The following is a 13,198-nucleotide window of genomic DNA, read 5'->3' as shown; positions in this document are numbered from 1 at the left end:
CTCTTCACACTTTCGGTGTACTGCTAAATCTTTTATCGTAGCGTTATTACAACATCAACCACAGGGCATTCCATGATGCTTTTGGACTATAAAACAAGCTTAGCCACACGATAGCCTTATTAGCTTGTTATTGGATAAAATCCAGAGGTTATTATCACTATCATTTTTTGATTAATATTAATTTTAATATACGGATTTCAGGCTCGATTGCAGAACATTTCCCTTAGTGCTTTTTTATCAATCTTTCCTGTAGAATTAATTGGAAGACGAACTAGACGAAACCATTTTTTAGGCGTCTTATAAGATGCAATTTTTTGCTTACAATAACTCGATAATTCCTTATCAGTTACTGGCTCACTTGAAACAACAACAGCACATGCTTTTTCTCCCCATTTGGCATCGGGTAAACCAATTACAGCACACTCTATAATCTTAGAGTGACCTCGCAGAACCTCCTCAACCTCTTTAGACGCTATATTTTCACCACCACTTACAATCATGTCTTTTTTGCGATCAACCATATAAAGGTAGCCATCTTTATCAATGTAACCTAGGTCACCCGTATATAAATAGTCATTAACGATAGCCTGTTGACTAAGCATCAGGTTTTTGTAGTATCCGCGCATGCATTGCTTGGCCTTTATAATAATTTCACCAACTTCTCCGAACGAACAAGGCACATTGCGTTCATTTACAATCATCACTTGCACTTCACCCGCTGGTTTTCCAATTGAAGTGAGTAGTTGAGGTTTTGAGGTAACTGCTAACCTATGGTCTGTTTCACTTAAAAAAACAACGTTTCCCGATAATTCCGTCATACCATAACCTTGGCACAGACCAACATTTGTGTTGCTCAATAATGTCTGTAATAGCGTTGCTGGCATAGCTGAAGCGCCGTACCCAATGCTTCGCACATGTTCTAAATCATCAAATTGAAAATCAGCTTGTTCAAGCAGCATTGCTATCATTGTGGGTGCAAGTGACAAGGTAGTAACTTGTAATTGACGAATGGCACACAATGCATCCGTTGCATTAAATGATTTCATTAGTACTACAGCCGCGCCATATTGATGCTGCAACAGAACATTATGGGCAGCCACATGAAACAGTGGAAAAGGAAACAAATATCGGTCAGTTTGCTTCACAGGCCTTGCAATTGAAGCCGTTTTTAATGCATTTAGAAAAGATGAATGCGTTAACTCTGCGCCCTTTGGCTTTCCTGTTGACCCGGAAGTGAAAAGTATCCAAACCATGTCATGTTCATTAATTTTGATACAGGGGGCTTTTGTGTCCGAGTTAATTAACCACGACTCATATTCATTCTGAAAACTAATGACATCTATCTCATCGGTAGATTCAGAAGGTAGCTTTGATAATAATATCTTATCACCAAAAATCGCGATGGCTCCACTGAGTCTTAGTTGATACTCGATCTCCGCGGGTGCCAATCTAGCATTGATGGGTACTAAAACACGACCACTTGCTGACGCAGCATATATCAGCTCTATAAATTGTGGACAGTTCCACGCCAGCACTGCAATGCGGCTACCCTGTTTACCAATTGCAGATAAAGCTACACATAATTTCTGAACTCTACGGCTAAGCGTAAGGAAACTAATAGAGGCACTTTGCCAATACAGCGCTATGTTTGTGGGATTTAATTTAGCTTGAGTATACAAGATGTCGTGTATGGTCTTCATCGAAGCTTTACTGCCTTTGTTATATACGTGCGATAAGGTTTGTTAGTGTGACTTAAAAAACGTTTGTATAGCATCCCTCAAAACAACTAGTGTTAGTGAGTGCAGTGTGATTACACTTATCTCTTTAAAACTTACTTTAGAAAGACGAATTGATTATTAAGATTAAAAGCACGATTGATAACTTCGTAACCCAGTATCGTAAACTTTAAATTACATACAATTAGTTAAATACGTCATTCATAAATTTGAGGTAATTACTGTCCCTAGACGGCGCTACATCTCGACAATAGGTACCAGTTTACTAGTAAAAAGCTGCACAAAAATCAGCCGATTTAATTTTAGTCTGATTGGACGATGAACGCTTATGCTCTGGATGTAAACATAATGAAAACGAAAGGTTATTACCTTTTATAAAATCACTGACCCTGTCAGCCAAGCAATTCGGAGATAAGACCATGCTAACCGTAAAAGATGACTATTTGACCCCTGAGGCAATTGAAGTAATAAACCGCGCACGCGAACTTGCTCCTAAACTTGCAGAGCGCGCGCGCGCCGCCGAAGACGCCGGTATCATTCCACCAGAAACAATACAAGATATGCAAGATGCTGGATTGTTCCAAGTATTGCAACCCAAACGTTGGGGTGGATACGAAATGGATCCTAGAGTATTTTATTTGGTGCAAATGGAGTTAGCAAAAGGTTGCATGGCAACCTCTTGGGTTTATGGCGTGGTTGGTGTTCATAACTGGCAGCTCCCATTGTTTCCTGAGCAGGCACAACAGGATGTGTGGGGAGATGACCACAAGGTATTAACGGCTTCAACTTACATGCCAACCGGTAAAGCAGAGCCCGTAGAAGGGGGATATAAATTCAGCGGACATTGGAGCTGGAGTAGCGGGTCTATCTATTGTGATTGGATATTGCTTGGAGGCTTATTACCCAAAAAAGACGGTTCAGGCGACTTAGAGCATTGTACATTTTTACTGCCAAAAGAAGATTTTGAGATCGTTGATAACTTTGATGTGCTAGGACTTAGAGCTACTGGCAGCCATGATATACACGTGGAAGACGCTTTTGTACCTGAATATCGTACGCATCGAACTAATGACCACAGCGATGAAGGCTGTTTAGGCCGTCAAACTAATCCAGGATGGCTCTACAAAATTCCATTCACGCAAGTATTCCAACGAGCGGTTTCGACTGGATGTATCGGTGCGACTGAAGGTGCTGTAAAAATGTTCAGGGACCGTTGTGCTACATTTGTTGGTAAACATGGTTCGAAAACTGCCGAAGATGTTAATTCCCAATTAGCGGTATCTGAAGCAATGATGACAACTGACCAACTTAAGCTTGTTTTATTACGCAATTTTCAACGCATTGTAGATTTTGCTAAAAGCGGAGAAAGAATGCCCGTTGAAGAACGTTTATTGCAGCGAGCTCAAGCAGCGCAAGTACCAAAGCAATGCGCTGAAGCAGTAAACGAGATTATGCGAGCCTGCGCTGCGGGTGGTGTGTTTAAGTCTAACCCGATAGAACGTACGTTCCGCGACTTACATGTTGCACGTGGTCACATAGCCAATAATACAGACACATATGCTCGTAGTCATGGCGCGGTTATGCTGGGACTCCCCAATGCAGACGCTTTCGTTTAACCAGGATAAACACAACAATACGGCGCCAACATGGCGCCGTTTTAATAGTTGTCTCGCAATCAAGTTCTACCTACCACTCTAATTAGAGTGCTCATTAATAAATTTAAGGATTAATTATGCGTGAAGCAGTAATCGTTTCCACCGCCCGCACACCAATGGGCAAGGCATTTCGCGGAGCATTTAACGACACCGAAGCACCAGCATTATCGGGTCATGCAGTGAAACAAGCTGTCAAAAGAGCCGGTATAGATGGCGCAGAAGTTGATGATGTTATTATTGGGTGCGCAGCGCAGCAAGGAACCCAGAGTTATAACTTGGGTCGGTTAACCGCTACAGCTGCAGGTTTACCCAATAGTGTCCCCGGCATGACGCTAGACCGTCAATGTTCATCAGGACTAATGAGTATTGGGTTTGCTGCGAATAATATTATGGTCGGCGCGATGGATACCGTGGTGGCGGGCGGTGTTGAGTCAATCTCAATGGTGCAAAATAAGCATAAAAATACTTATCGCAATGTATCAAAGACTGTGTTGTCAAAATCTGAGCATGCTTATATGCAAATGATTGAAACAGCAGAAGTCGTCGCAAAACGTTACAATATTTCTCGCTTAGCACAAGACGAATATAGCTTGCAGTCTCAGCAGCGCATCGCGGCAGCGCAAGAAAACGGTTTATTTGATAATGAAATCGTGCCAATGCCATCAACAAAGTCCGTATTTAATAGAGAGACTAAAGAAATCACTTACGAAGACGTAAAGCTATTAAAAGATGAAGGTAACCGCCCTTCCACTACCCTTGAAAGCCTACAAAGCCTAGAGCCAGTTTGGAAAGATGGTCGAGTAATTAAACAAGGAGAATTTATAACCGCTGGCAATGCGAGCCAGTTATCGGATGGTGCCTCTGCTTGTGTTGTTATGGAGAAAGACTTAGCTATTCAAAAAGGCCTGGCTCCAATGGGCATTTTTCGCGGCATGGTAGTGGCGGGTTGTGATCCAGACGAAATGGGAATTGGTCCCATCTATGCCATTCCTAAGTTGTTAAAGAAACACGGTCTGACAATCGGCGACATTGGATTATGGGAAATTAACGAAGCGTTTGCATGCCAGCTCATTTATTCACGCGATTACTTAAATATTGATAACGACAAACTGAATGTGAATGGCGGAGCAATATCGATTGGTCATCCGTTTGGAATGAGTGGATCACGCATGGTTGGTCATGCATTAATTGAAGGCAAGCGCCGAAAAGTAAAATATGTGGTAATAAGCATGTGTGTAGGCGGCGGTATGGGCGCAGCTGGATTATTTGAAGTGTGTTTATAGGGAAATAATACATGACCAATATATTAGATAGATTTCGTTTAGATAACAAAGTGGCCATCGTCACCGGCTCAGGTCGCGGTATTGGTGCAGCTATCGCAATCGCCTTTGCCGATGCCGGCGCGGATGTTGTCGTGACTGCGCGCACTCAATCTCAATTAGAAGATACCGCAGCAGAAATTCGTAAACGTGGAAAGCGCGCTTTATTAGTAGTATGTGATGTAATGGATGAAGCGCAGTGTGCTTCATTAGTAGAACAAACTCTTAACGAATTTGGTCGCCTAGATATCTTGGTCAACAATGTTGGCGGGTCTGGTGACATTAAGCCAACGCTAATGACTAGCACTGAAGAATTTGAAGCCTGTTTTAAGTTCAACACCGCGACTGCATTTTCTATGTCACGTCTATGTGCCCCCCATATGGTACAAACGTCGGGTACAGGCGCGATAGTCAATATATCATCGGTAGCAGGCCACTTACCTCAGCCTGGCTTTATGAGTTACGGTGTTGGTAAAGCAGCAATGAACTTTATGACGATGAATTTAGCGCAAGACTTCGCACCAAAAGTGCGAGTCAACGCGATTAGTGTTGGCTCTACCCTAACCGACGCATTGGCAGGTGTGATGAATGAAGATTTGGAAAAGGCCATGCTCAAGCAGACACCTATGGACAGATTAGGTCAGCCTGAAGATGTGGCAGCCTGCGCATTATTTTTAGCATCACCAGCCGCGAGTTATGTTACCGGTGAGATTTATGGAGTGAATGGTGGGGTAATCAAAACTCCGATGGAAATGCCTCGTAGTTCGTTTTAATTCTATACTGGCTTAAACAACGCAGATGTTGTTTAAGCCCTTAGATTCTAAATCCATAATCGTCTGTCAAAACACACTAATTTGAGCTACTCAGGCGCTCTGTAGCTGCATGGTTGGCGGCTCTGCGACCTGAAAAAATACAATCTGCTAAAGACAGGCCACTCATATATAAATTTGAGGGAATACCAACGGCTGTTCGGCCCGCAGCATACAAACCTTTAATCGATTGTTTATTCTTATCTACTACCTCCCCCGTTTTTTCATTGACGTCTAGGCCTCCCATAGTTAACACTGTGCATGGCAACAATGACTGTGCTAACGAGATATCTATAACATGAAAAGGCGGATTTAAAACGCTGGCATCAGTAGAAGATTTACCAAACTCATCAATTACACCCCCATCGGCAATTTGACCATACTGTTGAATGCTTTTTGTGAGGGTCGGCTCATCAAATTTATAATGCTCACATAAAGCGTTGACAGTTTTAAATTTCTTTTTTACTACAATGTGATTTAAAGCCGCAAGCATTTGCTGAAAAGGCAACACCTTTCCGGGCGCTATTTCTCTCCATGCTTGTTTGACCAATTTCGAATCTAAAATTAGCCAGGCCTTGCCATTATTTCGCTCTACCATCGCCTCTCCAATAGTAGCGCCATAGCTTGATTCATTTACAAACCTTGCACCTTGCTGGTTGACTATCATACCTCTAGACCAAGCTTGCGGCGGATTAATAAAACGCCATGCGGTAGCATTTTGCATGAGCTTAGTCGCTCCACCTGCGGTTTCACCTAAACGAATCCCGCTGCCGTCATCAGCATGCGTGCCCAAAGGTAAGCCTTTTAAATATTTTGGGCAGTAATGTTTCACCATTTTCCGATTAAAAATAAATCCGCCAGCACTCAACACAACGCCCGAGCGCGCGCGATAAAATTTGATTTCTCGTTCTGTCTCTTCAATCTGTTTGACCTTAGTGCGAAAGTGCTTTGCCAATCGGCGCATAGACTTACCACCAGGCAGCATATTAGGAAAGTACTTAGCTGCGTAATTTGCCCATGCACTATAGCGTTGATGCCTTTTTTCTGCATCGCTACCATTAACTAACTGAAGCGCTTTTAAGCCAAGCACGCGCCCTTGCTTATCAACAACTAGTTGCCGAGCTTCAGTTTGTGTTTCAACTGATACGCCGAGCTTTTTAGCTGACTCACGCATGGGCCAAAACAGAGCACCACCTAGATTAACCGCAGAATTACCATTTTTAATTACGCCTCTATGTCCTCTAGCTGCCGGAGCCTGCATACCCCGATAGTTAGATAACAGTGAATTATCTGAATGGTATAAAAAATATTTTACATTTGGATAAGACGTTTTTTGCTTATATACAGGGCCCGAAAACTTAACGCCATGGCTCATCAGCCACTCTATATTGCTTGCACTTTGCTCACAAAATCGCATGAGTGTTTCATCACTCACAACATCTTGAACTTCTAACTTTAAGTAATCGAACATAGCTTGTGGAGAATCAATCTCACCAACAGACTGCTGCACACTTGTACCACCGCCCGCATAAACTACACCACCGCTCATCACTGTGGCTCCACCACCGGCAAAACGCTCAAGTACGGTTACCTTTAAGCCATTCTCGCTTGCTTCAAGAGCAGCAGATGAGCCAGCAGCGCCATATCCCACTACTACTAAGTCGGTATCAACATCCCATGTGATATCGTCTTCGTTACTAATAATGAGTGCTTGCTCAACGTTTGAAAACCAGTGCTCTGGTAATGTCGTTTCTGTCATGAGTTTTTTATAAGCCTTTGTTCTTTTGGCATACCTAAACCGCGTTCGGCAATAATATTTCGCTGAATTTCATTGGTGCCACCATAAATGGTGTCTGAGCGAACAAACAAATACATCGACTGCATGCGCGTAAGGTTATATGGGGCCGACTCCAATATTTCCGCTTCGGCTTTTAATACATCCATCGCTAGCTCACCTAAATCACGATGCCAGCTTGCCCAAAATAGTTTGTAAATTAGGGCTTCTTGCCTTAATTCGCCGTTATTGCCGCCACCAGAAAGCATTCGCATGCTGTTATAACGCATTATTTTTAAACCAATATGGGCGTCTGCAATGCGTTGTCTAATAACAGGATCTTGATGACTACCATTCGCTTTCGCTGCGGTAATAATTTGGTTTAATTCATTTTGAAACTGCATTTGCTGACCAAGGGTAGAAACGCCTCTTTCAAAACCTAACAGTCCCATCGCTATTGCCCAACCATTGCCGGGTTCACCGACAATATCCTGAGCATCGCATTGCGCTTCGTCAAAAAACACTTCGTTAAACTCACATGTTCCAGTGATTTGCTTAATTCCGCGAACGTCTATATTCGGTTGGTCCATCTTTACCAAAAAGAAACCTAAACCTTTATGCGCTTTTGAGTCGGGATCGGTTCGAGCAAGCACAAAAATATAGTCAGATTCGTGCGCTAATGAAGTCCACACTTTTTGACCCGTGATAATCCATTTGCCTTTTTCTTGATCAAAATGAGCTTTAGTGCTTACGTTGGCCAAATCAGAACCCGCTCCTGGCTCCGAGTATCCCTGACACCACAAGTCATTGCCTGCTATGATCCCCGGCAGATATTTTTGTTTTTGCTCCTCGCTTCCAAACGCAATCAGTGTCGGGCCAGTTAAGCCTTCACCAATATGGCCCATTCTTCCTGGGGCGCCTGCACGTGCATACTCTTCATTAAAGATAACTTGTTGTTCAATGGAGCATCCGCGGCCACCATATTCCGTCGGCCAACCTACGCAAGTCCATCCTCCTTGGGCAAGCTTTTGCTCCCATTTTTTACGTTCTTCAGGAAACATATGCTCGTCGCCCGGTCCACCACGAAATTTGAGTTGCTCAAACTCCCCGACTAAGTTATCCGATAACCATTGCGCGATCTCAGCACGGAACTTTTCATCTTCAGAACTAAAACTAAGTTTCATTTGTGTACACTCTAATTACTCGTACTCATTTAATAATTATCCAGACACTCGTTACCCAGTCGCTGGCCGATTAAACAAACAGCTCAGTCTAATAAAAGTTTTGCGACGCGTTCGCGATGAAAAGCACTATTACCTAGAAGTACTTCCGAAGATTTTGCACGCTTAAAATATAAGTGAACATCATATTCCCAAGTAAAGCCAACGCCTCCATGCAGTTGAATAGCGTCGCCCGCGTTTTTAAAATAACTATCAGAACAATAAGCCTTTGCCACGCTAGCCGCTTCGCTTAGTTCAGACAACGATACACAATTGCTCAGTACTTCTTGCGCCACACATGCCGCATAATAAATGGCAGATCTGGCCACTTCTGTGCGCATCATCATGTCAGCGGCTTGATGCTTTACTGCTTGGAAGCTCGCAACAGAACGACCAAATTGCACTCTTTCTTTAGTATACTCTACGCTAAGATCTAGCACTTTTTGCGCGCCTCCTACTTGCTCTGCGGCAATTGCTATAGTCGCTAAATCAATTATTTGTTTTAAAGCTGGCCAAGCTCTTTGGTACTCTCCCATTAGCGCAGTGGCCTTAAGCTCAACCTCATTAAAGACTATTTCAGCTTGCTTACGAGTTTGATCCATTGTGGGTAACCAAGTGCGCTTTATGCCTGATGTATTCGCTTCAACAATAAATAGACTAATGCCATCATCACCCTGCGTTTTTTCGCTGCGGGCGGCGACAATTAGCGTATCTGCTGTATGACCATCAAGCACGTAACGGTAGGTGCCACTTAATAAGTACCCATCGCCTTGAGGCTTAACAACGGCCTGTACGGCCTCTGCATCCCAGATTCCGTTGCTGCTTGTATAAGCTAAAGTTGCTGTTAAACCATACTCACAAATTTGACTCAAATATTGTTGCTTTTGCTCTTCAGAGCCAGCAACTATTAGCGCATTTGCGCCGAAGCAGACGGTAGAAAGAAAGGGAGAACAAAGTAAATGTTGCCCCATTTTTTCCAACATTATAGCTAGCTCAACATAGCCTAAACCCATACCTCCATATTCTTCTGGAATATGCGTGGCTTGCCAGTACATTTGTGAACAAATCTTTTGCCAAGTGTCATTATCAAAACCTTGTTCGGTATTCATTGCGCTGCGTATTGCATTTGATGTAGACAGCTCTGCTAAAAAGCTTTGAGCAGTATCTTGAATCATCTTTTGTTCATCAGTAAATGAAAATTCCAAATCACGATCCCTTATTTGATGAGGGTTAAGTAGAAAGTAAATTAGACAAGCTTAATTAATTCGGCTTTAACAATTTTGTTGGATGCATTTAATGGCATAGCATCGATAATTCTCACTTTTCTAGGCACTCGGTAATTTGCCATTCGATCTTTGCACCAAGCAATCAGACTAGCTTCATCTATATTGTGATTATGTTTTAAGGTGATAAATGCACAACCTACTTCTCCCATGCGCTCATCTTTTATGCCTACAACTGCAGATTGCGCGATAGCAGGATTTTCAACTAGTACTGCTTCAATTTCAGCGGGATAACAATTGAAGCCGCCCGATATATACATATCTTTGAGTCGGTCGGTGATGCTCAAATACCCATTTTCATCTAAATGCCCCACATCGCCCGTATGCAACCATCCATCACTGTCGATGGCTTCGGCGGTTGCTTGAGCTTGTTCAAAATAGCCTTTCATCACATGAAAGCCACGAATACAAATTTCACCTGTTTTGCCATGTTCAAGAAACTCACCCTGCGCTGAGATAATCGCAATTTCGGTACCTTCAATAGCACAACCGCTGGTATTGGCAATTGTCTCAACGTCGGTATCTATAGCGCAAATACTTGCAAGACCGCCACACTCAGTTAAACCATAGGCGGTGGTTACTACATCAAAGCCTAATTGATTTCGCATCTGCTCAATTAAAATAGGTGGGATAGTGGACGCACCGGTTACGGCGACACGCAAACTACTTAAATCTGCAGTTTCTAAACTAGGGTGCGCTAGTAGCGATAAGTAAAGTGTAGGGGGGCCAGGTAAAACAGTGATTTTATCGTCACTAATACGAGAAAACACCTCATCAGCGTCGAAAACAGCTTGTGGCAATATTGTGGCACCTGCAAGTAAACATGCCACCCAACCTGCTTTATATCCAAATGAATGAAAAAACGGATTTACAATCAAATAGCGGTCACCCGGAACAATGCCCAAGGTGTTAATGAAAACGGTAAATGCGCGGATCATTGCACCATGACGGCTCATCACACCTTTGGGTTTACCGGTTGTACCCGAGGTAAACATAAGATCAGACAATTGCTCACCATCTATCGATGTTGCTAGTTTAAGTGCTAGGTCTTCGCTAACGTGCTGCGCACTTGCCGTAAAGTCAGACCAGTCTGAACACGATTGCAAAGCGTCGCCCTTACGCTCGGTTAGCGTTACAATACTGAGTTGTGAGGGCTCAAATAATTTTGCTAATTCAGCAGGGTAATCCTTGTGTAAAAAATCGCCCACACTAAAGACAAGCTTTGCACCACTGCGCTTGATAATATCTGCAGCTTCAATCGCTTTCATTCTAGTATTAATGGGCACTAACACAGCACCAGCCATTTGCAATCCAATTGCCGCTAGCACCCAACGAGCTGAATTGCTACCCCATATTGCAATTCTGTCACCGGGTTGTATACCGCGGGAGATAAGTGCACGCGACACTGTTAAACAAGCGGTAGGTAATTCTTTGTAGCTAATGTGCGTATTACCATCTTCTATCGCCGTTAAATTTTCGTACTTTGCTGCCGCAGCAAAAACGAGTCTGGGCACACTATCTATTTGTGTATCTGAATTAAAAAGCAAACTGGCATGTTGACTGGTAGACATTTCTTTAATTACTCCGCTTTGCTCGCTCTATTGGCAGTAATGTGATTAGCAGCCACATAACCAAAAGTCATCGCGGGTCCAATGGTAGAGCCTGCTCCAGGATAGCTTGTTCCCATAACCGAAGATGATGCGTTGCCAATGGCATATAAGCCCTCAATTGGCTCACCTGAAGGCTTAACTACTTGCGCAGAATCATTAGTGAGTAAGCCACCTTTTGTGCCAATGTCACCAGGATTAATCATCATGGCGTAATAAGGACCCTTAGTTATAGGAGCTAAACAAGGGTTAGGTTTGACATTAGGATCGCCATAATATCGGTCAAATACATTACCACCACGGTCAAATTCTTCATCTACACCGGTTTGCGCATAATGATTCATCGTTTCTACTGTTTTGGCTAAACCTGACGCATCAACCTTAATTTTTTGCGCTAGTTCTTCTAGCGTGTCGGCTTTCCAATAAACCGTTTCAAGCCATGATTTAGATGCTCGGCTGTCGGGCATTATCTTACCTGGCATTAAAGGTCCCATTGCGTATTCATGTCTAAATCGTGCATCAAATACGACCCATGCAGGCACAGAATTACCCATTTTTTGGTGGTTCTTATACATGGCATCACCAAATTCTAGATAGGGTGCGGCTTCGTTGAAAAAGCGTTTACCTTCCCCGTCTACAACAATGGCGCCAGGGAAAGAACGTTCTGCAAATAAACCTCGAGAACTCGGTTCCTTAGGTACTTTTATCGTTGGGGTCCACCAACACCAATCGAGCAAATCTGTGGCTGCGCCCAGTTTTTGTCCAGCTTCTAACGCAGCGCCAGTATTGCCGCCTTTGGGGGTAGCAGACCACATTTGTTGTGATGGTTCGGGTAAATACTTTTCGCGTAAACTTTGATTTTGCTCAAAGCCACCGCTACCCATTACCACGCCATAGCGAGCATTAAGCGTAATCGACTTTCCCTCTTTTGTTACCTTAATACCACTTACTCGATCATTGGTAATAACAAAGTCAGTAAACTCGGTGTTACGCCAAAGCGGAATATTGCGGTCGATAAGTGAGTGACGCAAAGCCGCGACCAAACTTGCACCCAAACCCGCTCGACGATCCCTCTTTGTTTTTCTGCGTTGCCTAAAATCAAGCTTGTATCGCAATATTAATCCAATAATCATTAACATCCAGCCACGCTCTTTAGCGACCGCTTTGTGCGCGTGTCTAGCTGTCCACGCCATTTTGCCCATCAATAGCGTATTACCTGAAGCAGGCTGTTGATGTTCTATTTCCTCTCCTAATCCTGTGGTATTAAACAATTCAGGATCCATGGTGCGACCGCCGTGCAAGGCTCCCTCTAGGGTTGGATAGTAATCAGGATATTTATCAGCCACTGCAAATTTAACTCGCGTGTTTGCATGCAGTTCGCGCAGCATCTTAGGAGCATTGTCCAAATAAGCACGAATACGAGATTCGGCAACACTGCCTTGGCTGGCGGCTTTAATATACGTTAACGCAGACTCATAACTGTCATTTCCACCAATGGCTTTAAATTCATCGTTGTTGGGTATCCATATCCCGCCACCGGAAATAGCTGAAGTGCCGCCATACTTATCGCTTTTTTCAACAATAAGGACTGAATTACCTTGATCGGCTGCAAAAATTGCTGAGGTCATAGCGCCGGCTCCCGACCCTACAACTATCACGTCATATTGATTTTCATTACTATCTGCGGACATCAACTTTCTCCTATCCGTGCACAATATTTTGATGCTTTGAGGACTACCGTTTGTTTTAACACTGGATTAGTAGGTAACATTAAAGCGCTATTTCTAATTAGGTC

General features: G+C 43.3%; 9 protein-coding genes. 3 read left to right on the top strand and 6 right to left on the bottom strand.

All coding sequences use genetic code 11. The features are described 5' to 3' along the window. Positions 1-197: 197 nt before the first annotated feature. The gene (locus GLIP_RS06625) at positions 198-1,700 is read right to left on the bottom strand and encodes a class I adenylate-forming enzyme family protein (RefSeq protein WP_008843827.1); all 1,503 of its coding nucleotides are present in this window, start codon (positions 1,698-1,700) and stop codon (positions 198-200) included. A gap of 455 nt (positions 1,701-2,155) precedes the next feature. Here GLIP_RS06625 and GLIP_RS06620 point away from each other — a divergent pair, with 455 nt between their 5' ends. The 3 genes from GLIP_RS06620 (at position 2,156) to GLIP_RS06610 (ending at position 5,483) form a co-directional block, all read left to right on the top strand. Then, positions 2,156-3,352 (top strand): acyl-CoA dehydrogenase family protein, encoded by a 1,197-nt coding sequence (locus tag GLIP_RS06620; protein ID WP_008843826.1) that lies wholly within the window; start codon positions 2,156-2,158, stop codon positions 3,350-3,352. Positions 3,353-3,468: 116 nt separating this feature from the next. Next, on the top strand, positions 3,469-4,674 hold the full coding sequence (locus GLIP_RS06615; RefSeq protein ID WP_008843825.1) for an acetyl-CoA C-acyltransferase: 1,206 nt from the start codon (positions 3,469-3,471) through the stop codon (positions 4,672-4,674). Between the two features lie 11 nt (positions 4,675-4,685). Next, on the top strand, positions 4,686-5,483 hold the full coding sequence (locus GLIP_RS06610) for an SDR family oxidoreductase (RefSeq protein WP_008843824.1): 798 nt from the start codon (positions 4,686-4,688) through the stop codon (positions 5,481-5,483). Between the two features lie 76 nt (positions 5,484-5,559). On the opposite strand, the gene GLIP_RS06605 is transcribed toward GLIP_RS06610, so the two are convergent. From GLIP_RS06605 to GLIP_RS06585, 5 genes are all read right to left on the bottom strand, one after another. Next, on the bottom strand, positions 5,560-7,278 hold the full coding sequence (locus GLIP_RS06605) for an FAD-binding protein (protein WP_008843823.1): 1,719 nt from the start codon (positions 7,276-7,278) through the stop codon (positions 5,560-5,562). Beyond that, on the bottom strand, positions 7,275-8,477 hold the full coding sequence (locus GLIP_RS06600; protein WP_008843822.1) for an acyl-CoA dehydrogenase family protein: 1,203 nt from the start codon (positions 8,475-8,477) through the stop codon (positions 7,275-7,277). The genes GLIP_RS06605 and GLIP_RS06600 overlap by 4 nt, the downstream gene beginning before the upstream one ends. A gap of 83 nt (positions 8,478-8,560) precedes the next feature. Further along, entirely contained in the window at positions 8,561-9,718 is a 1,158-nt protein-coding gene (locus GLIP_RS06595) for an acyl-CoA dehydrogenase family protein (RefSeq protein WP_008843821.1), read from the bottom strand. A 41-nt stretch (positions 9,719-9,759) separates the two neighbouring features. Continuing rightward, positions 9,760-11,367: a FadD3 family acyl-CoA ligase gene (locus GLIP_RS06590; protein ID WP_008843820.1), complete on the bottom strand. Its 1,608-nt coding sequence runs from the start codon at positions 11,365-11,367 to the stop codon at positions 9,760-9,762. Between the two features lie 8 nt (positions 11,368-11,375). Continuing rightward, entirely contained in the window at positions 11,376-13,094 is a 1,719-nt protein-coding gene (locus GLIP_RS06585; RefSeq protein WP_008843819.1) for an FAD-binding protein, read from the bottom strand. Positions 13,095-13,198 lie beyond the last annotated feature (104 nt).

Source organism: Aliiglaciecola lipolytica E3, assembly GCF_000314975.1.
In the GTDB taxonomy this organism is placed as follows: domain Bacteria; phylum Pseudomonadota; class Gammaproteobacteria; order Enterobacterales; family Alteromonadaceae; genus Aliiglaciecola; species Aliiglaciecola lipolytica.
The sequence above is the reverse complement of the archived record's forward strand: the minus strand, read 5'-3'. Positions and strand labels throughout refer to the sequence as shown.